General features: G+C 58.1%; 16 protein-coding genes and 1 pseudogene. 8 read left to right on the forward strand and 9 right to left on the reverse strand.

The window, feature by feature from the left end:
• The first annotated feature begins 86 nt into the window (after positions 1–86).
• Complete coding sequence (locus OHL18_RS16730) at positions 87–5,921, forward strand: Ig-like domain repeat protein (protein WP_263376016.1); 5,835 nt, start codon at positions 87–89, stop codon at positions 5,919–5,921.
• Positions 5,922–6,008: 87 nt separating this feature from the next.
• Positions 6,009–7,192, forward strand: a protein-coding gene (locus OHL18_RS16735) for an IS3 family transposase (protein ID WP_396274722.1) whose coding sequence is annotated in 2 segments (ribosomal slippage) — positions 6,009–6,267 and positions 6,267–7,192 — 1,185 coding nt in all. Because the reading frame shifts where the segments join, the coding sequence is not laid out codon by codon here.
• A gap of 564 nt (positions 7,193–7,756) precedes the next feature.
• On the opposite strand, the gene OHL18_RS16740 is transcribed toward OHL18_RS16735, so the two are convergent.
• Together OHL18_RS16740 and OHL18_RS16745 are read right to left on the reverse strand one after the other, a co-directional pair.
• Positions 7,757–8,512, reverse strand: a complete 756-nt coding sequence (locus OHL18_RS16740; RefSeq protein WP_263376018.1) for an SDR family NAD(P)-dependent oxidoreductase — start codon at positions 8,510–8,512, stop codon at positions 7,757–7,759.
• Between the two features lie 30 nt (positions 8,513–8,542).
• Positions 8,543–8,938, reverse strand: coding sequence for a (R)-mandelonitrile lyase (locus OHL18_RS16745; RefSeq protein ID WP_263376019.1), 396 nt, complete (start codon positions 8,936–8,938; stop codon positions 8,543–8,545).
• A gap of 111 nt (positions 8,939–9,049) precedes the next feature.
• Here OHL18_RS16745 and OHL18_RS16750 point away from each other — a divergent pair, with 111 nt between their 5' ends.
• Together OHL18_RS16750 and OHL18_RS16755 are read left to right on the forward strand one after the other, a co-directional pair.
• Complete coding sequence (locus OHL18_RS16750; RefSeq protein ID WP_263376020.1) at positions 9,050–9,934, forward strand: LysR family transcriptional regulator; 885 nt, start codon at positions 9,050–9,052, stop codon at positions 9,932–9,934.
• Positions 9,935–10,079: 145 nt separating this feature from the next.
• Positions 10,080–10,811 (forward strand): hypothetical protein, encoded by a 732-nt coding sequence (locus OHL18_RS16755; RefSeq protein WP_263376021.1) that lies wholly within the window; start codon positions 10,080–10,082, stop codon positions 10,809–10,811.
• A 9-nt stretch (positions 10,812–10,820) separates the two neighbouring features.
• Here OHL18_RS16755 and OHL18_RS16760 read toward each other — a convergent pair whose 3' ends face one another.
• Positions 10,821–11,666, reverse strand: coding sequence for a DUF4238 domain-containing protein (locus OHL18_RS16760; RefSeq protein ID WP_263376022.1), 846 nt, complete (start codon positions 11,664–11,666; stop codon positions 10,821–10,823).
• 173 nt (positions 11,667–11,839) lie between these two features.
• Here OHL18_RS16760 and OHL18_RS16765 point away from each other — a divergent pair, with 173 nt between their 5' ends.
• The 3 genes from OHL18_RS16765 to OHL18_RS16775 all read left to right on the forward strand — a co-directional run bounded on the left by OHL18_RS16765 (position 11,840) and on the right by OHL18_RS16775 (position 15,976).
• Entirely contained in the window at positions 11,840–13,120 is a 1,281-nt protein-coding gene (locus tag OHL18_RS16765; RefSeq protein ID WP_263376023.1) for a nucleotide-binding protein, read from the forward strand.
• 82 nt (positions 13,121–13,202) lie between these two features.
• Positions 13,203–15,149, forward strand: a complete 1,947-nt coding sequence (locus tag OHL18_RS16770) for a hypothetical protein (RefSeq protein WP_263376024.1) — start codon at positions 13,203–13,205, stop codon at positions 15,147–15,149.
• A 26-nt stretch (positions 15,150–15,175) separates the two neighbouring features.
• On the forward strand, positions 15,176–15,976 hold the full coding sequence (locus tag OHL18_RS16775) for an FRG domain-containing protein (RefSeq protein ID WP_263376025.1): 801 nt from the start codon (positions 15,176–15,178) through the stop codon (positions 15,974–15,976).
• A 395-nt stretch (positions 15,977–16,371) separates the two neighbouring features.
• Here OHL18_RS16775 and OHL18_RS16780 read toward each other — a convergent pair whose 3' ends face one another.
• The 6 genes and pseudogenes from OHL18_RS16780 to OHL18_RS16800 all read right to left on the reverse strand — a co-directional run bounded on the left by OHL18_RS16780 (position 16,372) and on the right by OHL18_RS16800 (position 21,177).
• On the reverse strand, positions 16,372–16,674 hold the full coding sequence (locus tag OHL18_RS16780) for a single-stranded DNA-binding protein (RefSeq protein ID WP_263376026.1): 303 nt from the start codon (positions 16,672–16,674) through the stop codon (positions 16,372–16,374).
• Positions 16,675–16,827: 153 nt separating this feature from the next.
• Positions 16,828–17,817: a transposase gene (locus OHL18_RS16785; RefSeq protein WP_449727821.1), complete on the reverse strand. Its 990-nt coding sequence runs from the start codon at positions 17,815–17,817 to the stop codon at positions 16,828–16,830.
• A 2-nt stretch (positions 17,818–17,819) separates the two neighbouring features.
• Positions 17,820–18,150 (reverse strand): annotated as a pseudogene (locus OHL18_RS23450) (transposase); the annotation flags it as partial.
• A gap of 96 nt (positions 18,151–18,246) precedes the next feature.
• Entirely contained in the window at positions 18,247–18,933 is a 687-nt protein-coding gene (locus OHL18_RS16790) for a hypothetical protein (RefSeq protein WP_263376028.1), read from the reverse strand.
• A gap of 503 nt (positions 18,934–19,436) precedes the next feature.
• Entirely contained in the window at positions 19,437–20,336 is a 900-nt protein-coding gene (locus OHL18_RS16795) for a hypothetical protein (protein WP_263376029.1), read from the reverse strand.
• Between the two features lie 58 nt (positions 20,337–20,394).
• On the reverse strand, positions 20,395–21,177 hold the full coding sequence (locus OHL18_RS16800) for a hypothetical protein (protein ID WP_263376030.1): 783 nt from the start codon (positions 21,175–21,177) through the stop codon (positions 20,395–20,397).
• Positions 21,178–21,469: 292 nt separating this feature from the next.
• Here OHL18_RS16800 and OHL18_RS16805 point away from each other — a divergent pair, with 292 nt between their 5' ends.
• Positions 21,470–22,459: a DNA recombination/repair protein RecA gene (locus OHL18_RS16805; protein ID WP_263376031.1), complete on the forward strand. Its 990-nt coding sequence runs from the start codon at positions 21,470–21,472 to the stop codon at positions 22,457–22,459.

Consider the following 22,459-nt stretch of genomic DNA (forward strand, 5'->3'; position numbering starts at 1 on the left):
ACATTGCATCGCAGGCGGCGCACCTGTAGGGTAACGAGACCGGAAACTCTTTCCTTCTACCCATGCACCCGAACAGGAGCGCAACCTTGCCTTTTTCATCCTCTCTCCGCCTGTCCTTCAAGTCGTTTCGGATCGTCACGCTTGTACTGTCGCTGGTCTCGGTCGTCGCGTTGGGGCAGACGCCCGCGGCTACGCCGAACCGGCTGGCGGCCACCTTCGACGAGACGCCGCAGAGCGTTCTGAAGGGGAGTGTGCCGCCACAGGCCAGAACGCAGAATGACCAGGGAGAGGTGAAGGCGGACCTTTCGATGAACCGGATGCTGCTTCTGCTGAAGCGGAGCGATGCGCAGGAGAGCGCTTTGAAGGCGACCATCGAGCAGATGCACGATCCGAAGTCGCCGCAGTTCCATAAATGGCTGACGCCGGCGCAGTTTGGCGCGCAGTATGGCCCGTCGGATGCGGACATCGCGGTGGTCGTCGGATGGCTGAAGGGGCACGGGTTCCAGGTGGCCGGTGTCGCGCAGGGTAAGGGAAGCATCGAGTTCTCCGGTACCGTCGGCCAGGTGAACAGCACCTTCCATACGGCAATGCACAGCTACACGGTGAAGGGCAAGCAGTATGTCGCGAACGCCACGAATCCCAGCATCCCGCAGGCGCTGACGCCGGTCGTGCGCGGCATCCTGTCCCTGAACAACTTCGTGAAGACGCCGCACACGATCCTCATGGGTAAGCGGGAGATCGTCCGCGACGTGAATGGCAATGTCTCCATCAAGCCGGACGCTTCGTTGTCGAACGGCCAGAATGCGGTGGGTCCAGGGGACCTCTGGAACATCTACAACTCCACCCCACTGATCACCGCGACCACGAACAAGATCGACGGCACGGGGCAGACGATCGCCATTGTCGGACGCAGCGATGTCTCGACGGACGACATCTCAGGCTTCCGCAGTCTCCTGCTGCCAGCGCCCTACAAGTCGACACTGCCGCTGACGCAGATCGTCAACGGCCCTGACCCCGGCATCAACGGCGACGACGCACTCGAGCAGGCGCTCGACGTGGAGTACGCCGGTAGCATGGCACCGGCGGCCCAGATCGATCTGGTCGTATCCGGAAGCACGAACACCACCGACGGCGTCGACCTCTCCGTCGAGTACATCGTCGACAACAACCTCGCACCTGTGATGAGCACCAGCTATGGGAATTGTGAGGCGGGCATGGGCGTTGCGGAGAACCAGTTCTACAACCAGATTTGGGAGCAGGCGGCCGCGCAGGGGATCACCTCCATGGTGTCCTCCGGCGACAACGGATCGGCGGGATGCGATCTGGTGGGGCCCAGCGGAAACAACCTCGCGCCGTATGTGGCCGACGAGGGCCTGGAGGTCAGCGGCCTTGCGTCGACACCCTATAACGTGGCCGTAGGCGGCAGTGAGTTCAGCTCGGATTCCTCCACCTACTGGAGCGCGACGCCTCTCACGGCTCCTACCACCACCACCACGGCGCTGGGGTACATCCCGGAGACGGTCTGGAACGAGAGCTGCTCTCCTCTGGTGTGCGGCAACGCGAACGCGGACATCGCGGCTGGCTCCGGAGGGAAGAGCGGATGCATCAACCCCACCCTGGACGCGGCCGGGAACATCACCGCCTGCTCCGGCGGATACGCGGAGCCGGATTGGCAGGCGGGGATCTACGGCCTGCCGTCGGACGGCGCGCGGCATCTGCCGGACGTTTCGCTCAATGCAGCGGGCCACGACGGGTACATCGTCTGCTTCGGAGGGAGCTGCGACAACGGCGGGGTGTATATCGTGGGTGGAACCTCGGCGTCGTCGCCCTCGTTTGCCGGAGCGATGGCGCTGGTGAACCAGAGCACGGGATCGCGCCAGGGACAGGCGAACTATACGCTGTACCGGCTTGCCGCAACGGAGTACGGATCGGCCAGCGCGCCCAACACCGCGACTCTCTCCTCCTGCAATGCGAGCAACGGCAACACCACTGCCGCGTCCTGCATCTTCCATGACGTGACGGCGGGCACCAACGCGGTCCCCTGCGATGGCGGAACGCTGAACTGCTCCTCGACCACGGCCGGGCAGTACGGTGTGCTGTCGGGATACGCCGCTGGCACGGGTTATGACAACGCGAGCGGCCTGGGCTCTGTGAACATCGCCAACCTGGTGGCCCACTGGAACGATACGACGCTGACCGCCACCACCACAGCGCTGACGCTGGGAGCGACGACTTCGACCTTCGGACAACCGGTAAACCTCGCCGTCACCGTAGCGCCGACGAGCGGCAGCGGCACGCCGACCGGTTCGGTCGCGCTGATTACCGATGCGGCAACGGCCAGCGGGGCCGGCGCGGTCACGCTGACGAACGGCGCCTTCAACGGCACCATCAGCTCGCTTCCGGGAGGAAGCTACCATGTGTCGGCTCACTATGCGGGCGACACGGCCTTCTCCCCCAGCTCCTCGGGCTCCGCCGCCGTGACCGTGAGCCCGGCAGCGAGTTCCACGAAGCTCAGCTTTTCGGCGTCCGACTCCGTGACGGGAGCGGTGTTCGCCGGCTCCATTCCGTACGGCAGCGTCGTGAACGCGGCGGCAACCGTGACGGGTGTCTCCGGACAGACGGCTCCCAGCGGCAACGTCGCGTTCAACAATATCTCGTCCAACAACGGATCGACCCTGCTCGCTACCAAGATCTCCGACGCTACGGGCGGTGCCAACTACAGCAGCTCGGGCTACGCGATCGGAACCTACACCTGGACGGCGAGCTTCGCCGGCAATGGGAACTACAACGCGTCTGTGAGTCCGGCCGCGGCCTTTACCGTGACGCCGGCGGCCACCACCCTTCGCCTGCTTTCGACCACGACGTTCGTGATCGGCACACAGAGCGCGACCCTGACCGCGATCGTTCTCGACGACAGCTTCCTGGCGAACCCGACCGGAAGCATCACGTTCAAGGTGAACGGCAAGACGCTGGGCACGGCCACGCTGGCGGCTTACAGCGATCCCGCGACGGGCACCTCCGAGGCTGAAGCGACGATCGCGCTTCCCGCCACTGCGCTTGCGGCCGGGGCCAACAGCATTACCGCAACCTACACTGCGGACAGCAACTATGCCGCGTCGACTTCGGCGGCGGTCTCCATTGGCTACAGCGCCACGGCGGTGACCAATGCGATCACGCTGGCGGCATCTTCGTCTACGCTAACGGTCGGCGAGCCTGTGACCCTCACGGCGACGGTGACGACGGGCGGCATTCCCTCCAGCGCTGGCACGGTGACCTTCTTCGACGGCGCGGTTCCGCTGGCGACGGTACAGGTAGTCGGCAGCACCCCGGCAAAGGGCTTCACTACCGGCACGGCCGTGCTAAAGACGATTCTAGGACCTGGCACGCACAGCATCAAGACGAGCTATGGCGGCATTCTCGCCGCGCCGGCGGCGGTCGCGTCAAGCGCCGTCTCGGTCACCGTGACCGGTGCCACGGCGTCGACGACAGTGCTGACGGCAACACCCAATGCGACCAATGCCACCAACTATGACCTGACCGCGACGGAGATCGGCCACGGTCTGCTCGCCCCGTCCGGCTCGGTAGACTTCGCCGAGACGACCGTGGCGGACGACTTCGGCACTCTTTCCATCGACCCCTCGTCCGCGGTGCATAAGCTGTTGCCACTGGCCCCCGCGGCGGCAGGACAGGGCCTCAACGCATACGCTTCGGTGTTGATCGACTTGAACGGCGACGGCATTCTGGACATCGCCTCGGTCGACGCCAACGCGAGCCGTCTCCTGATCAACCTCGGCAATGGCGACGGCACCTTCCAGGGAGCGACCTCGTACCCAGTCAGCGCCGGTGCCCAATTCACCGATGCGATCACCACGGGCGACTTCAACGGCGACGGCATCGTCGACATCGCCACCACCAGCCAGTACAACGGCAGCTTCAGCGGTGGCCAGATCGATATCTTCCTCGGCAACGGGGACGGCACGTTCCAGCCTTCGATCGGCAGCGCCGTTCCGGGCTTCTCGATAAACACCGCGGTCGCCGACTTCAACCGCGATGGCATCCTCGATGTTGCCGCCGTGCAGTACTACCCGATGCAGGTGAGCGTGGCGTTCGGCAACGGCGACGGGACCTTTGCGAGCTACGCCAACTACCCCGCCCTCTACAACGACTTCTCGGCTTACTTCATCGCGAGCGGCGACTTCAACGGCGACGGCGCGCCGGACCTGGTAGAGGTGAACCAGGCCGACCAGTCCGCCGAGGTCTTCATGAACGACGGGGCGGGCAACTTCCAACCGGGAGTGAACCTCACCACGGATCTCGGCCCACAATCCGTCGTGGTCGCCGACCTGAACCATGACGGCAAGGCGGATGTCATCACGTCGAACTACGGCGCGGGCACGCTTGGCGTCTTTCTCGGGAACGGCGATGGCACTTTCGCCAACCAGGTCAGTTACCCGCTCCAGGGCGTGGCCAATGCGCTCACCATCGGAGACGTGAACGGCGACGGGAAGCTGGATATCGCCGCCGCCTACTATATCAACAACATCAAAGCGAACGCGGCCGCGGTCGGCATCCTCAACGGCAACGGCGACGGCACATTCGGCACGGAGACGGACTACCTTACCGGTCAGGCCCATTCGCTGTGGGTGGCTCTCGGCGACGTGAACGGGGACGGGACTGTGGATGTGCTGAGCTCGAACGGCAGCGCCAGCGACCCAACCTCGCAGATCTTCACCACGCTGCTCGGCGTGACGCAGGCCACGGTGGTCCAGAAGAACGTGGCCATCGCCGGTCCCGCCAACTCGCAGCAGGAGGTTGTGGCGACGTACAGCGCCGATCCGGCGTATAACGCCTCTTCCTCGGCGGGTGTCTTCGTCAAGGGCTCGGGCACGAAGTCGACGCCCGCGATCTCCTGGAGACCGACTGCGGCTTGGGGTGTTGGAGTCGCCCTGGGCAGCAACGTCCTGAACGCAGTCACAACCGACAACATCCCCGGGAGCTTCGCCTATACCGCGCAACTCGGAACCGGCGCAGCCTTCACGGTCACTGCCGTCAGCACCATCACCGTACCTGGAACCTATACCTTCATGACGACTTTCACGCCCACGGACACCTCGAGTTACACCACCGCCACGGCATCGCAATCGGTAAGCATCGTACCGGCGGACTTCGCCCTCCAGGCCAGCGTCCCTTCACTCACCATCGTGGCCGGCAAGTCGGGTACCTTCACCGTCTCCGCGGCCTCTCTGTACGGCTTCAGCGGACAGACCACCCTCACGAGCGGAGCGTTGCCTGGCGGCTTTGCCTTCGCGGCGTCTCCCTCTTCGGTTGCGGCTGGAGGAACCTCCACCATCACTATCCAGACCACTGGCATCAACGCGCAGGCCAGCCTCGAGGCACGGCCGAGCCTGCATGGAGGTATTGGGGCCGGCGTGGCGTTCGCGGGCCTCCTTGCGATGCCGCTGCTGGTTCGCCGCCGCAGGCTCCTTGCCGGAAGGCTGCTCATGCTTCTGGTGGGCGTCGCCCTTGTGCTCAACGCGACCGGTTGCGGCGAAGGCTATGCGACCAACTCGAACCTCGCCCTTACGACCTCGGCGGCAAAGGCGGCGAGCCAGTCCACCGTCACCCTCACGGCCACGCTCTCGGGCGGCCACTCCAATGTTGGTGGAACCGTGACCTTCTACAACGGCGATACCATCCTTGGAAGCCCGGTACCGGTGAACGGCAACACCGCCACGTTGCAGATCGCGACCCTTCCCGTCGGCCTGGACAGCCTGACGGCAACCTACTCCGGAGACCGTCACAACGCCGGGGCCAACTCATCGGCCGTGCCGCAACTGATCACTGGACAGACGAGCATTGCCGTGGTGGGGACCTCCGGATCGATAAGCCACTCAACCAGCGTGCAGATCACGCTTCAGTAGGTGGTTAGAGAATTCGTAATGGTGAACTGAGTTTGCCCCCGGAAAACGTCTCTTTTAGCGAGCTGTTGTAATCGCGAAGAGGAGACTTTGATGGAGAAGTTGAAACGTCGGCGTTACACGTTGGAGTACAAGCAGGAGGCGGTTCGGCTGGTGACCTCTGGGCAGAGGGTGGCGGCGGCTGCGAAGGCGCTGGGGATCGTGGAACAGACGCTGGCCAACTGGGTGAAGGCCGAGAAGGCCGGCCCGTTGCGCGGCGTCAAGAGCGAGCAGGGGAGTGCGGATCGGATGGAGGTCAACCGTCTGCGGGCGGAACTGGCGCGGGTGACGATGGAGCGCGACATCCTGGGAAAAGCCACGGAGTACTTCGCGAAGGTGCAGCGATGGAGTACGCCTGGATCGAGGGGAACAAACTGCTCTGGCCGGTCTGCGTGCAGTGCCGGGTTCTGAGCGTGAGCGCTTCGGGATATCGTCAGCATCTGGCGCGGAAGAGGAAGATTCTGACGCGCCGCCATCTGAGCGAGACGGCCCTGCTGGTGGAGATTCGCGCGGTGTACGCCGAAGCACGCGGGGCCTATGGGTGGCCCCGCGTGTGGCGGCAACTGAAGGCTTGCGGAGTGCGCGTGGGCAAGCGCCGGGTCGAGATTGCGATGCGGCAGAACGGCCTGAGAGGCCGTGGCAAGCGGCGTTTTCGCGTCTCGACCACCGACAGCAACCATGCTCTGCCCATCGCGCCCAACCTGCTGGCGCGCAACTTCACCGTGGCCCAGGCGAATCCCGTCTGGGCCGGCGACATGACCTATATCCCGAACGGTGAAGGCTGGCTGTACCTGGCCGTGGTGCTGGACCTGATCAGCCGTAGAATCGTGGGCTGGGCCATGGGCGAGACGATCACGGCGGAGCTTGCCTGCCGCGCTCTCGACATGGCATGGCACAGCCGCTTGCCCGCCGATGGCCTGATCTTCCATAGCGATCGCGGAAGCCAGTATGCCAGCGGTCGCTACTCGGACCTGCTTACCGAGCATGGGATGAAGGCTTCCATGAGCCGCAAAGGCAACTGCTGGGACAACGCCTGCTCGGAGACTCTGTTCGGCTCGCTGAAGGTCGAAAGGCTACATGGCATGGAGTTCAAAAACCTCAGGGAGGCGAAGGACGCCACGCTCGAATGGCTGCTCTGGTACAACGGATCGAGGATGCACTCGACGTTGCGCTATCTCAGCCCAGCTCAGTTCCAGCGACAAGCGCACGCTTCCCCACTCGCCCTCGCAGCCTGACCGCGAAGGATCAACCGCAACCTGGAAGAAAGTCCAAAACCACTACGCCTATGAACGACGCGATCTGAGGGCAAGCTCAGCGAGGAGGTCCAAAAACGGGCAAAGAAAAACGCGCCTCGCGGGCGCGTTTGCAGGGTTTTGGTTGCCCCCCAGGGAACCATATGCTCACAAAACAAAGGAGATAGCTAGTTTTCCCCAGCTATACCTCGAAATGTACCCCAAAAAAATCAGCAATCGGGGATTCACAATCGGCCTATTTCATCGCTTTCTAAGGTGCGCTAAATCCACTCTGGAAGCATTGGGATTTGGTTGGCAAATGTCAGCTTTGAGGGGTACGATTCGATCCTTCGATGTGTGCCTAAGCGATTTCGCATCAAGTGAAAGTACCTGCTGACTGAGGAGAAGCGCGTTCATGGGAACTGATGCCGCACGGAAAATGAGCGGTCTTGCGGCATCATGTTTTCAAATCATGAGAAACTGATCGAATGCGAATGTCTCGGTCCTACACAAGCGACCGAGCCTATCACTTCAGAGCGAATGCGGTGGACATCCTCGGATCGGGCGTTAGAGCGACCAGCCTCCGTCTATCACCGATGCGGCACCGGTCACAAAACCGCCAAGATCCGAAGCCATCCAAAGCACGGCCTCCGCGATCTCTTCAGGCTTGCCGAGCCGCCCTACCGGCTCCAGGTCGATTGCTTTCTGGATGTCGCCACCCGTGAAGCGGTCCATCATGGGAGTTTCGATGTTACCGGGGAGCACTGCATTCACGCGGATATTTTGCTTGGCATAATCAAGTGCTGCCGAGCGGGTCAGGCCGATGATCGCGTGTTTGGATGCGGTATAGGCAGCACCACCTGCTACGCCGCGGATGCCCGCGCCCGAGGATGTGTTCACCACCGCTCCACCGCCCTGCTTCACCATCTGCGCCAGTTCGTGCTTCATGCAGAGGAAAGTGCCACGCAAGTTGATGCCAAGAATCGTGTCCCACTCGGTGAGATCAATCTCATGAACGGGAGCCGCTTTGTTCTCGACGCCTGCATTATTGAAGGCCACGTCAAGTCGACCGAAGCGCTCAACGACTTGCTTGATAGCACCTTCGACCTGGTCGGGCGCGGACACGTCACAGCCAATGGCCAAGACCTCGCTGCCCGCATTTTTCAGCTCAGCGTAGACCGCCTCAAGCGCATCGTGAGAACGGTCGAGGATGGCTACGCGCGCGCCCTCGGCGGCGAAGGCGAGTGCAGCAGCCCTGCCAATGCCGCTGGCAGCGCCAGTAATGAGGACAATCTTGTTCGTAAAACGGTCAATTCTTGACATGCTATTTCTCCTTCGGCGATTCGCCCCTTGCTATCTGCTGTACTGCTGATCGCTTACGTGTTCCAACCAATCAACCACTTTTCCGTCCTTCTTCTCCTGAATTGCGATATGCGTCATGGACGTAGCGGGTGTTGCTCCATGCCAATGTTTTTCATTGGGCGCAAACCACACGACATCTCCCGGAAAGATCGCTTCGACGGCTCCGCCCTCCCGTTGCACCCAACCTGCTCCGGAGGTGACGATGAGCGTCTGGCCAAGCGGATGCGTATGCCATGCAGTGCGTGCTCCCGGCCCGAAGGTGACGCTCGCGCCCACAACGAATGCAGGATCAGGTGCGGTGAACAGAGGGTCTATGCGCACCGTTCCGGTGAACCAATCTGCCGGACCCTTGCCGGAAGGTTGAGAACCTGTCTTTTTGATCTCCATGTGTTTCTCTCTTTCTAAGATGTGGCCTGCCACACTTACCTCTGTTAGAGTGCATAGCCGTGTCCTCGGAGGCATGAGAAATGAACATGGAGTTATGAGTAGAATTCACAAATGCTGCCTAGTGATTTGACCTCCCTCGCCACCTTCCTCGCTGTCGCAGAAGAACGCAGCTTCACAAGGGCCGCAAAGCGCCGTGGCGTCTCGCCGTCGGCGATAAGTCATGCCATGCGAACGCTGGAGGAAGAGTTGGGCGTGCGCCTGCTTGCGCGAACTACCAGGAGCGTGGCGTTGACGCAGGCTGGAGAACAACTCGTTGAGCGGCTGAAACCCGCCCTGACCGATGTGGGGCAGGCGCTTGACGACATTGCAGGCCAGAGAAGCCGGCCTGGCGGGCGGGTGCGACTTCTGGTACCGCGCCTCGCCGTGTCGTCGGTTCTCGCGCCCAGGCTTGGCATACTGAACAGCAAATACCCTGACATCGTGCTCGACGTCACCACTGACGATAGTCGTCGAGACATCGTGGCTGACGGTTTCGACGCTGGTGTTCACTTTGGCGAGTACATCGAAAAGGACATGATCGCTGTCCGTGTCTCACCCGATCAGCGTCCGGCCATCGTAGGATCACCAGGATATTTCCGGTCTCATCCCAAACCCAAAGAACCCCGTGATCTTCTGCAACAACAATGCATCAACTTCCGGCACGGTGCCGCTGGCCTGTATCGCTGGGAGTTTGAGAAGGGCAAGAAGGCAATATCGGTCGGAGTCACCGGGCCACTGATCGTTGATGACCTTGGACTGGTGCTAAGAGCAGCTCTCGATGGGGTCGGTCTCGCTTTCGTGGCTGAAACAGAAGTCTCCGATTACCTTGCCAAAGGTACTCTCTTGCGTGTCCTTCAGGATTGGTGTCAGCCATATCCCGGATTTTTTCTTTACTATCCAAGCCGCCGTCAGCAACCGGCCTCATTAACGTTCCTCATCAGCGTCCTGCGCCTGTGAAACGCAGAACTCAGATTAGGTCACCACAAATCGGCTTCTCGGAAGCAATCAGCACGAGCCTTCTCAGTCGTCGCCAACAGGCCAATTCACGTTTCCAGTCCGGGACTTTGATCGCTGAGCTGTGGACCAGGTGTAGGATCCCGTCATGCCGCCACCCTGCATTTTCTGCGACAACAACTCCGGCAGCCGCGAGCACCTCTGGCCCGATTGGCTTCTGAAGCGGCACACCTTCGGTTCGATCAAAATGCAGTTCGGCACCAACCAGCGGATCATCAAGCCCACGCCGGAACTGAAAGTCAAAACTGTCTGCGGCGCGTGCAACAACGGGTGGATGAGTCAGCTGGAAGCCGACAATATTCCCATTATCGGACCGGTGTCCGACGGCACGCCGACGACGCTCGATACCGCCGCGCAAAAGCTGGTCGCCGCCTGGTCGGTCAAAGGTGCGATGATGAGCGACTCCATGAGAGGGCGGACGGGAGCAAAGTTTTATACACGCGACGAATGCCTAAACATGCGGATCTCGCGCACGATACCTCCGAGTACGCTGGTCTGGATCGGCCGCGTCGCCGGAAAACACATCGCGAACGTCGGGACCGACTTCAGTTGGAACGACAAAAGCGGCAAGCATCTGGCAACAAATTGCCTTTGCACCATCGCGGCCGGCCACTTTGTTACGCAGGTCGTCAGCGTCCATGTTGAGCAGCCCGGCGCCAACATCCAATCCATCCCATGCAAGTCCGGAAACTGGGATGAAAAGCTCATCCAGATATGGCCAATCCAGCAGCCGGTCATCCATTGGCCACCGAAGATCGCGATCACGAATGGCGGGCCTGACGGTATCGCCTATTTACTGGATCGCTGGCGATTGGACTGAATCTCATCGTCAAAATGATTCGATCTTGCAGGGAGAAATAATGTAACCCTTCGAGGGGCGTCGGAACATGCCGCGCACATGGCTGATGAGCGACGGCGGCGCTTCGGCCGTTCCTTCATTAAAGCGATTAACCGCGCCCACGAGACATGCCTGCCAGCACAAAGGAAACCAGATGATGGTGTTGTGGTCCTTCAGAGCTTCTTCGAGGACCGGCGCATCGTTGGAATTCGGATATCTGCCCTCAACAACGATGGGCTGCGTCCCGGTCACGAATGGGTCGGCGACGGATCGGGTATAGCGGAGGCACCAGTGGAAGTTGTCCATCCAGTCCGCACCTTTCTTGATTTCCTCGCGCATCGCCGTAATCGTGCGGTTTCGGATGAACTGAGCAGGCGGCGGGTATGGGACGGTCGTATCGACCCCGACCTGATTACCGGGACCGACCGAGGTGACAGTCATTACTCGTGTGTTCTCGTTTTGCGCTGTTTGTTGTTGCAAGAAAAGCGGAGAGCGGGCGCGCATCATCTGGGCATAATCCAGAAGGAAATACTTGTGCTGCTTCACCCATCCTTTGAAATTTCGGCGTAACAGATGCTCCCGAACGAGTGGAAACTCCCGTTCAAATCTTTCGAAGACCTCATCCGGATGCTCCAGCACATTTGTTCCCGGATGATAGTCATACATCCCGCGTTCCCAGCCAATCGAACCCGGGCTTTCTCGGCTCCATTCCGCGGTTTCGAGATCGAAGTGCCACAGCGGCTTCGCAAGGTTTTTAATGGCTGGGTCGATAAACCCCTTCAGGAAGCCGCGAGGGAGGTAATGATCCTTTCGGTCTCGCTCGCGGCTATCAGGCATGACGTTATCCTAAATTTTCTTGTTGGGCGTGAATACCTAACGCGCATCAGGGGGCTCAGCGGGGAAAAGATTCGGGAATTGCTCGCGCAGTTCCGCGCCGTTGGCGAGGCGCCAGCATGAGCAGATTCTTGGGCAGTCCTTGAGAGTCCGTACAATAGGCTGTTGAGGCAAGGATGCAGAACACGATCTTCTTTTCATGGCAAAGCGACCGACCGGCAAAAGAGGGTCGGAGCTTTATTGAGCAAGCCCTCAAGGACGCGGTGGCGCGGATCGCCCGCGATGTCACGGTCGAAGATGCTGTGAGAGACGGCCTCGAAGTTGATAAGGACACGAAGGGAGTGCCTGGCAGCCCATCCATCATCGAGACGATTTTCAAGAAAATTGACCGCGCGGCTGTATTCGTTCCGGACCTAACCTTCGTAGGCACGCGGGGAAGCAGCGGCCTAACACCCAATCCGAACGTTCTAATCGAGTACGGTTGGGCGCTGAAGTCCCTCACTCGATCACGGATCGTAGCCGTAATGAACGTAGAGCACGGCGCTCCTCATGGTGCGCTTCCATTTGACCTCGCGCACATGCGTTTCCCAATCACCTACAATTTGCCAGCGAATGCACCCGCAGAAGAGCGGCGGAGTGAACAGAGGCGGCTAGCGGCTGCCTTTGAAGAAGCCATAAGACTCGTCTTGACCAGTCCCGAACATCTCGCCACGGTCTCACCGGGGCCTCAACCCGATGTCTTTCTGGAGAAACAGCCAGTTGATTCCGGCGCGCGCTTCAGGAAGTCGAATGAGGCTATCGGAATCACTTGGAAGGAGCTTCCTGCACAGACAGTTCCGTCGTTAGAAGTTCAGCTACCTGACGGACCCGCGATGTGGCTTCGTCTGCTCCCTTCGGTTGATCCCAAGAGGATCTGGTCGGCTACCGAATTGAGAGATACAGCCCGTTATGGCGGGAAGCATCTGCTGATTCCCTTTGTGCGCGATGGCATTGAGTATCTACGTGGGGAGGATGGGTTTGGTGTCTTCTCAAAAGAAGGAACGTTCGACTCAATAGCACGGGCATGGTCACTAGCCTTTGCTTTTGAAACAGGAGAAGTCTGGAGCGTCGATACGTTCCATTTTGGTGTTGGTCAAGACAAGCTGTACCTGGAATCTATTGTGAAACTCTATGTCGCTGCTTTAGCGGACTACGGCGAGTATCTGCAGCGTCTTGGAATGGAACAACCTTACAACTGGATTGCAGGATTGAGCGGAATCAAGAAACGGCGACTCGCGATTGTCCCACCATCAGGATTCTCCAGTGTGTATGAAGGTCCAGAGTGCCTGAGTGATCCAATCGTCGGAACAGGAACCTACGAATCCGGCCAGTCCGCAAGGGAAGCTCTTCAGCCGTTTTTCGATCTGATCTGCCGTAAATGTGGTCGCACCTACCCGGAATATCCGCCCTACGTCTGATTGAGCCTCGGCGAGAGGGAGAAGTCCCTTGTGTTCCGATATCAGCAACGCCCTACGTGACCCGAGAAACTGGATCTGGCAAATGTCCACTACACCCAACACCCTAGAGTCGGATATTGATCGGCTCTTCAAAGAAGCTCAGGCTGCAGCCGGGTTTCAATTTCTGTATACCCTTGTACGAGTCGATGGAATTCAGTGCTGGGACGGCTACAAGGACGAATTTCTTCAGCTTCGCAAGCTCTTAGATGATTGCACCTTCACCTGCAGTCTCGGCAATTACCAACAATTGGCCGCGTACCCAGGTCCAATCAAACTCTTGCAAAATCTAGTAAATTGCGTGCAAGGCGGCTTGTACGACGTTAGTCCGCTGCGGCCACTCGTCAAGGGAGCCTACCCAAACTCGGTGCGTCCCACGCCTCAGGAGATTGTCAATTTCATCGTTACAAACCTGCGGAATGCGGGCTTTCCGACATTGGCAGACCTATTCGCTTCGGCCTACTTACCGCAGTTCTCCGAAGAGACTGCGGAAGAAACGCCTGACCTCGACCCGGCCTTTAAGAATCTCCACTACCTTCTGCGTCAGTTGTTCGACCGATACTACGAGGAGCTGAATGGACTGCAGAAAGACGTGAAGTTCATTCCATTGCCCGGCAGTCTCGACGTTTTGGAGCTCCTATCCGACGATGCTATGGGCGGCATATGCGGCCTCAAGTTCCATTTCTCGCAGGGGTGTTCTGCCTACTTCTTGCGCACTCCCGATCAAATTACAGGGTTGAACATGGAGTTCGGGCCGCCGGTGACCTTTCTGATGATGTCAATGGAAGCTCCCGGCAATGAGTATCGGGTTGATGGGAAGCGCCTTTACGAACACGACTTCCCGGGTCGATACAACAAGCCATTTGAATGGAAGCCGCTTATTTATCCGGGCGACGCTTCACGCTTGATCCAAGAAACCCGACAGCTATCCGCCGACCCTGATGTCCAAGGCGTCCTGCTGTACATGCGGCTTACAGGGCGCAAATGTATTGAATTCGCGGTGCGCTCCAATATGGAATTGCCTGGGACGTTTACGCACACCGAAAGTGGAGATGTCCTCATCCATAAGTGTCCCAGTGACGAGGATGGAGCGCACCTCAATGTCCGCGTTTACGACTGTACGATGATCTTGAAATCCGGCACCGTGGAAGAGATTGAAAGCGGCCTAACGAGCTTCGCTTGGCTCATGAGTGTAACGTTTTTCCCTTACGGAGCCTCGTATAGTTGGCGCAACAAATATCGACTGACGTTCGATGGAACCGGACTTCTTCTCCCTACGCACGACGATATGACGACAGTGGATCAGCTCCTCAAGAAGTTTCCGTATGAAGCTGATGGCTTTGTTCTTGGCCGTGGGATTGATTGGTACAACATGGGGAATTCGGCGACGAACCCATTCACTCGCTTCCTCAGTTACTATGTCGCTTTTGAAAGCGTGGCCGTGGCGATCTTCGATGGAGCAAATTTGGGCGTGGCTCACCCGGAGCGCCTGAATCGAACAGAGCGGCGGGCAAAGACGATCGCATGTATTCAGGAAAAGCATACGGCGAGCTACGACAGCGACCCGATTGCTTTCGTGAAGGATTCCTATTTTGAATGCGTGGTCGGATTGAAAGCGAAGGCAAAAGCCATAGCGGCGCAAACTTTCGGAGAAAGCCATGAGTATGTGCGTCTGCTTTTTGAGAAATCCAATACCGAGGGGGTCTCGCTATCGGATCTTCGCAGCGAGCTGGCCCACGGTGGAGTCACGCTCTTGGACAAGACTCACGAGGCATTGATTCGCAGGAATCTCTTTACGATGGGCACGATCACGCGCGAGTTTTTACTGCGCGTTCTATTCCGGCTCCAGCCCTCCGATGAAGTACCGACGTGGTGCCAGGAGTTCAAACTTGGGATGAGCGCTGCCGATCCTCGCACAACCATGTGGACCACAAGCGACAAAACCTTTCCCCAAGGAACCAGTTGGAAGATTCGACCGGAATGGTGTGAATGAAGTCCGAAATTTGAGGGATATGGAAGATGGCGAAACGAAGCACGCAGCGCGATAAAGAGGTCGAGTCGGTTGAACAGTATGTAACCGAAGTTCTAGCTGTCCGTACGTCCCAGTTGAGCCGTCGGAACAATGTCGATTTATTGTTCCGCGGGCAGGCAGCGGATTATCCCCTGATCCCAAAGCTCGGTCGGAAGAAGATTCGCGGGCAGTCCTTTCAAGAGTTGGAGTCTCTTCTATTTCAAGAGTTCCTTAGGACGAGCTCCGCCTTCAAAGACTTTCCATCGGGAGACGAATGGGGGCCCCTGGCAATGGCACAACACCACGGGCTGCCAACGAGGCTCTTGGACTGGACGCAGAGCGGCCTCGCGGCCCTTTGGTTCGCAGTGCGGAGGCCATACAAAGCGTTTACGCCTCATGATAAGGCCCGTGAAGAAACCAGGAAGGAAGAGCATCCCTATGGTGTCGTATGGATACTGTGTCCGGAGCTGGACGACTATCTTCCCAATCCTCCGAAAGAATCTCCTTTTGCCAACACTGGTCGAACGAGAGTCTATCGACCGCGAATGACGTCTCCCAGGATCGTTTCGCAAGCGGGTGCATTCACGGTTCATAAACTCCTGAAGGAAGGGAAACAATTTGGACTGCTGGAAGAAAATCCTGCATACAGCAAGAAGCTTGTGAAGTTCACTTTTGACAGTAGGCGTTTTCCGCAGTTCCGGAAGGATCTGAATTTGTTGGGTGTGAATGCCTCTTCCATGTTTCCCGACCTTGACGGCCTCTGCGAGCACTTGGAGGGTCGTTATATCTGGTCCGACGACGAGTTGTGATTGGTCTACTGCGAAAGGCCGTGGCTCCTCTCCATCTGCGTCGCAGTGAAAGCGGCAGCGATGGACAGTGACCGGGCCGGTGGGCCTGAGGAGTTGTCGGCGGCGGAACAGACTCGCGTGGTGCTGCGGATTATCGAGGCGGCGCTGACACAGGATGGGGCGAGGTTTGAGCACGTTGTTCGGACGCGGATGCTCATTGCTCATCCAGAGGACGGGAAGGGATTGGGCGCGCGCATGGTGAGGTGTTTGGGACGATTCGTCCGGCATCGACGATGGTGGTTGCGGCGTTGCTGAATCCGAAGTGGCGGGTGGAGATTGAGCTGAGGCCGTGTTGCCGTAGGTCATTGGGATTTGCGGGAGAGCCCTTGCCGGCTGTGCCAAAGTCTTCCTGATGACTACCCCCGAGCAACCGGACGAACCGGTTGCACGAAGGTTGCGGTGAGGAGTGGGAGAGTGGCGATGTTGTCTGGCTGAGATTGCGCCTGGACGACCAGCTTGATGCGGATGCCTTTCTGGAGCGGCTTGGCGAAGTGGCCCTGCTTGCCGAAGGCGACGACGTTGTAGTGAAAAGCCTGGAAGTTGCGGTCGGAGACGATGGCGATACCGAAGGCGGTGTATTTGCGGCCGTTTTTGGAGATGCGGCTGGTGGCTGAATTGCTGACGGTGCCGAAGAGGGTGATGGTCTGTTGAGTCTGCATGGTGTTTCTCCTTTTTGCCCGGTCAATCGGGACACATCCCAAAGGGCGCAAAGGAGGTTGTTACGGAACTGAGTTTCGGATGGTCTCCGGGAAACTGCTGGCCTATCTGCAGGCTTGGTCGACGGAGTTGGAGATTCAAACGCCGCTTTCATCTCAGGCTGGTGCGAGTGCCCGAGTAATACGGGTTGCTCCAAATACCTTGACGATGCGTTTGAAGTTGTAAGCCATGATTGCAAGACTCATTTCCGTCCGAGCGCCCACCAAGCCGCGCAACACTAGACGAGGGTGCCCGAAGATCCGGTACTTGATCGTTCCGAAGGGATGCTCGACCGTAGTTCGTCTCAGTCTCATTGCCGCTGGTGTGGCACGTGCGTTCATGCGGTTCAGCGCATCGTCGTCTAGGCTGCGCGAGACCACCCGCCATTCAGATTTCGTGCAGAGAGTACGGCTGGGGCAAGCTCGGCAGTCGTTGATGGAGGCTTCGTACCGGATAGAGCGCATGGGCCGATTGAGTTGCTTCCTCGTCAGGGTCTTTCCTTCGGGACAGACGAAGGTGTCGCCTTCGGACTGGTAGGTGAAGGTGCTGCGATCGAACAGCCCATGGGGGTTCACACTACGCTTGGCGGGGACATGTGTCACGATCCCAATCTCTTCACAGCGGCTGGCGTGTTCCCCGTTGGAATAGCCGGTATCGGCGATGACGTTCAACGTCGCTGGTTTTCCAAGCGCCTCTGACGCAGGTTCTGCCATCGGCAGCAAGCAGCGGTGATCCGCGGCATCAAGCGTGACCGCATGCGTCACGATCAGAGCGTGCTCGGCATCGACGGCGGTCTGCAAGTTGTAACCGGGCGAAATGCCTCCAGCTATCCTCATGAAGCCCACCTCAGGCTCGGGATGTTTGCTCAGCTTCTCCATGGCAGCTTGCACCGCGGAAGGATCGATGGTGACTTGTTGCTCGGCGTCGGACTGTTCCATGCCATCGAGATAACGCCGAAGAGCATCGCGGTCACGGATGCTGTTGCCGTTGGCCACGGCACGGAACTTGCTGCCGTCGATGACGATCCACTCACCCTTAATGAGACCGCACGAGCGAGCGAACCGTACAAGTGCAGCGCCTGCGTTCGTTACCGCTTCGCTGTGCATGCGGCGGAACTCCGCGATGGACTTGTGGTCGGGATAGAGCCTGCCCAGCAGCCACATCAGCTCCACGTTGCGGCGGCACTCCGCCTCAAGACGGCGCGATGAACGCAGCTGATTCAGATAGCCATAGAGATACAGCTTCAGCAGAGAGCGCGGATCGTAGCCCGGTCTGCCTGTATCGGCCGGCTGCGCTCGCTCGAAGCCAAGCTTCTCCATGTCGAGCTGTCCGACGAAGGCATCGATCACGCGGCACATGTGATCGACAGGAACGAGATCATCCAGAACGACCGGGAAGAGCGTCCCCTGATTGCGACCTTCACCCTCGATATAAGCCATAAACGACGATATCCTCAAACTTCGAGGACATCGTCTCACTATAGGCTGTTTAAATCACTCGACCACTTCAAAAACTTTGGGGCTCATGCAATAGGGCTAACGGGCACACTCCTTCAACCTTGGTAAATCCCCGGTTTTCGCCTTTCCCGCCTTTACGTCAGCGATATGTTGCTGTTGTGTCGCGAGCAACGGCACACAAAATTCCGTCCTGATGGCATCAGGCACCATTTGTGAGTTATAGGGTTCAAGCGTTTGCTGATCGCTAATCTTTTTGAACTTCTCAATCACATCTGGATCGTGCTGATGCTCAAGATAGTAGGCGTAATTCTCTCCTAGATACTGCGTGCCGAAAACCTGCTTCTGTCCTATCGTCTGGAGGTAGCGGTCAAGCGTCGCGGCTGAAATCCACTTCGCGCGGCTATAGCCGAGGGCAACGGCTTCCGTCGCCAATATGTGAGCAAACAGGTAATCATCCGATTTCTGACCGTGTTGGAAGAGAAATGCGGCATAGTAATAGTCCTCGCCGTTATGACCTGGCTTCGCTAACAGCGCACGGGCCTGTTCGCGCCTCGCTTCGTCACGCTTAGGTACATCCTTCTCCCAGTCATATGAAGGAAGCTTGTCTGCCTGGGTTTTGGGAAGCATGCTGACGCCGTCATCAGCAAGGGCCACTCCGCGATCACGCTGATCTTCGACATAGAGCGCACGAAGTGTCGGCCCTCCTACAGATTGCGCTAACGAGGAACTCGCACAAAACAAAGCTGCCGCAATAAGGAATCTCATTGCATCATCGTACGGACGCGGGAGCGCAAACGGCAACCTCAGATTCGCCAGAAATCTCATCGGAGGCCTGTCCGCCTCACAGATGGATTAGTAACGCGGAGCCGTCTTCTCGTGAGGAACTAGGGGCCGAAACATCAATCGTCGACGAGTTTCGTAACAACCTCAAAGGTGCGCTGCTCCCAAGTCGCGGCAAAGCCGCGTTGCCAAGAGAAGAAGTCTTTGGAAAGGGACCCGGAGCCTGCGAGGGGGGAGGAGTCCAACACCCGAAGGGCGCGGTACGCGAGTTCTGAACGCAGAGCCGAAGGGCGCAGCTCCTGCACCGAAGCGGTGGCCGAGTGAACGTGCAAATAGGAGATCATGCAAACGGCCGACTTCACACACTTGCAGGCTTCCGAACAATTCACGATTGCCCCCGAAGATAGTCAACATAAGCGTGCCTGCGAGAAACTATCACTCCCCACAAGCCAACTTATCAGTAGGAAGAAGAGGCAGCTAACTGAGGTCTAAGGCGATAAGACTGGGGGTTGATCTGGGGGGCCGAGATCAATGTCCGGCTGGTCCTTCAATTTGTGCAGCGAATCAATTAGGGATCGAATCGGAGCCATACCTGCAACGTCATTCCCGATGTAGGACATCGACTGTACTCCGGCGAGAAACATCCTGTGCGGATGGCGTTCGTTCGGAAGGACGAATATCGGAGAACCGCTGTTGCCCTGCACAAGGGACGCAGAAACCAGTGCTTCAAAGAGATTAAGTATTTTGCCTCCAGGCATCTTCGTTGGGATTGGTTCGCCATGAAACGAAGAGACATTGCCCCATTTGAAAATAGGGTAGTTCGCGAGATTGCCTGAAACACCTGAGAGCAACCCTGCAGAGACGGTTTCATCCCCGACGCGCATTGAGTCCGCCTCGACCTGCGAGGCCAGTGCGTCGGACCCAAGTGGTTGAACGTTGGCACCCAAAGCAACCAAATTCTCCTTAGGAATCATAGTGAACGCTATATCTATCGAGTCTGCCTCTGGGTGGAACCACGCTTGTTCTTTAAGCGGATAAAACACCGTCGCTGGTTCGCCTATCTCGAGGACAAGCGGGCCCTTTCGATTCATGCGCATTAGCAGACGGTCTGCAACCTGTGGCCCCCCCGTCCAATCCGCATCCACCAAGTGACGAGCAGTAATTAGGAATGTGTACTTAGTGCCGGGCCGTGTCTTCGACGGCACATCGATGAGGAAACCGGTTCCATGTGGAGTCATCCTGACACCTCCTCCATCGGTATAGAGGAACACCACAGACTCCCGAATCAGATCGAGAGCATATGAGTAACTTCCCCGCTGGTTCACCTGGGGTGTGCTGTGCCACTGCCCAAATCCGGCGATCGGCTCCTTGGATTGTCCAGGCTTCACACTTGCTCCGGCATAAATATACTTAACTCAGCAAAGATTCTTCATAGTAAGCATTTCTTTATTTGGGGTTACGTTTTCTTCGAGGCATGCCCCACTGCTCGGCTTGCTCCAATCGTCCCTCAGTTGGTTGAGATAGATATTTCTCATCCAGATAGAGGCTGCTCCACGGTAAGTCGTTAAGTTGACGATGCCACATTCGAGTCGCATTTTCATTGTGGCTTATGCACCATGCCAACAGGTCAGCCATTTGTATGGCCGGAACGGCCCTCATGTTCGACTCGCTCTTGTGGGCTATCGCATCTAAAAGGGGAACATCTTTTCTAGCCTTCTTGCTATTCATCCGATCACAAAGATGTCCATAAAACGGTTCTCCTTGATCAAAATACATCTCGTATTGTCTCGCGCCGATGTGGCGGCCCCACTTGAAACAAAAGCCCAACGATTCTGATAAGCAGAGGTCGGTAACGGCGACTGGAAGCTTCGGCAAGCTCTTTCTGGCCTCCTTATAGTCATCTAAATAGATGGTTAGAGTGGTGGCGCGCAGACCAGGCTTTATATGGGGACGATGTGGAGTTGGAGGTTGGGCTATATGTTTAGATATACCCATTATGCAATCCCCAATGAAGGCATTTACGGATGTCTTATCCCATCCCTTTTCGACCGAGAATTCTTTTTGAAGGGAAACTGCATCGGTGGTATGGAGATGGGTTGCTTTGTGCTTATAAAGAATCTTGCGCCATGTGGAATCAAAGTTTTTCCACTGGTTGCTTGTTCCTGAAACAGTGGCGAGCACGATACGATCTGGCTGGTTCGCACCATCGAAATAGCTTTTCAAAACCACAAGTAGATGATCCTGCGGAACCGGATTGTTGACGATAAATCACAAAATGATACGTGGGTGTTAATCATACGCGGCCTACGTCATAGGAACCGCATACGACGTTCCGGCTCCAGCGCCGGACTTCCAATACAAACAACGGCGATACCAGAGTCACTGAGTCTGGTATCGCAGTGCTTAAAATCTTGGCACGATAAGCAGCCTAGCTTCAATCACTTACGGAACGATTGCACAATTTCAATTGCATTCGCCATTTGTACATTTCGGGGCATTAGGCGAATATAAGGCGAATACCATGACCTCCGCTGCCGCCCTCCGCTCCCAAATCGAAGCTGCCCTAGCAGACCGAGTCCCCTCCGCCCTCACCCCTGCGGCGAAGACGATCCGCGAAGTCATGTCTACGGGGATTGCAGCGATTGATGCCATCCTTGACGGCGGCCTGCCGGTAGGTGCGGTAACGGAGATGATTGGGGCGGAATGCTCCGGGAGAACGGCCCTTGCCCTATCGTTCCTAGCGCAGCTCACGAAGGCGGAGAGAGTCTGTGCGTGGATCGACGTGTCGAACGCGCTCAACCCTGAGTCTGCCGCTGCATCCGGCATAGACCTGAAACGGCTTCTCTGGGTTCGCTGCGGTGTACAGCCTCCCAGTCAACCGGCGTCGTCTCCTCAAGGCGACTTCGCCCTACCTGAGAAGTATCTTGCACCGCGCATAGCGAAGAGAGGGCTGCACGGTGGCGGCTTTGGCCCGCATCCTCGGACTGAAACAAAGGGCCTGTCCGATGAAGTCGGCAACTTGCTGCGACGCGATGCCGTCGCTCCCCGTTGCGCCGAACCGCAACGAAGGATTCGGGTCGAACGAGAGACTGTTGAGCCGCACACCTTTCGGCCCTCCAATCGCTATAGTGCTTCAACCCACACGGCAAAGCCCTGGTCGAGGATTGAGCAGGCATTGCGGGTCACCGATTTGTTGCTGCAGGCCGGTGGATTCAGTGCGATCGTCCTCGATCTGGGAAGCATTGCGCCTGAGTACGCCTCGCGCATACCGCTTGCGACGTGGTTCCGCTACGGCGTTGCAGCGGAGCGCAGCCGGACGAGCGTCGTCCTGCTGACGCAATACGCTTGCTCGAAGAGCAGCGCGGGTCTTGTCCTGCGTCTGCAAGCAGGACCGCCGCTCTCCGGGGAGGACGCGCACGCGGCCGCAGACAGGGGGGGAAACTTCCGCCCTCAAAGCATCACAGCCTCAGCGTTTGCATCAGCTTTTGCGTTTATAGTACGGATACTATAA

Source organism: Granulicella aggregans (assembly GCF_025685565.1).
Lineage (GTDB): Bacteria > Acidobacteriota > Terriglobia > Terriglobales > Acidobacteriaceae > Edaphobacter > Edaphobacter aggregans_B.

Bases quoted from the DNA above. Each gene is read 5' to 3' on its own strand.
- OHL18_RS16785 (WP_449727821.1), bottom strand. From the start codon at position 17,817: ATGCACAGCGAAGCGGTAACGAACGCAGGCGCTGCACTTGTACGGTTC.
- OHL18_RS16780 (WP_263376026.1), bottom strand. From the start codon at position 16,674: ATGCAGACTCAACAGACCATCACCCTCTTCGGCACCGTCAGCAATTCA.
- OHL18_RS16740 (WP_263376018.1), bottom strand. From the start codon at position 8,512: ATGTCAAGAATTGACCGTTTTACGAACAAGATTGTCCTCATTACTGGC.
- OHL18_RS16745 (WP_263376019.1), bottom strand. From the start codon at position 8,938: ATGGAGATCAAAAAGACAGGTTCTCAACCTTCCGGCAAGGGTCCGGCA.
- OHL18_RS16770 (WP_263376024.1), top strand. From the start codon at position 13,203: ATGTCCACTACACCCAACACCCTAGAGTCGGATATTGATCGGCTCTTC.
- OHL18_RS16790 (WP_263376028.1), bottom strand. From the start codon at position 18,933: ATGAGATTCCTTATTGCGGCAGCTTTGTTTTGTGCGAGTTCCTCGTTA.
- OHL18_RS16775 (WP_263376025.1), top strand. From the start codon at position 15,176: ATGGCGAAACGAAGCACGCAGCGCGATAAAGAGGTCGAGTCGGTTGAA.
- OHL18_RS16805 (WP_263376031.1), top strand. From the start codon at position 21,470: ATGACCTCCGCTGCCGCCCTCCGCTCCCAAATCGAAGCTGCCCTAGCA.
- OHL18_RS16765 (WP_263376023.1), top strand. From the start codon at position 11,840: ATGCAGAACACGATCTTCTTTTCATGGCAAAGCGACCGACCGGCAAAA.
- OHL18_RS16755 (WP_263376021.1), top strand. From the start codon at position 10,080: ATGCCGCCACCCTGCATTTTCTGCGACAACAACTCCGGCAGCCGCGAG.
- OHL18_RS16750 (WP_263376020.1), top strand. From the start codon at position 9,050: ATGCTGCCTAGTGATTTGACCTCCCTCGCCACCTTCCTCGCTGTCGCA.
- OHL18_RS16760 (WP_263376022.1), bottom strand. From the start codon at position 11,666: ATGCCTGATAGCCGCGAGCGAGACCGAAAGGATCATTACCTCCCTCGC.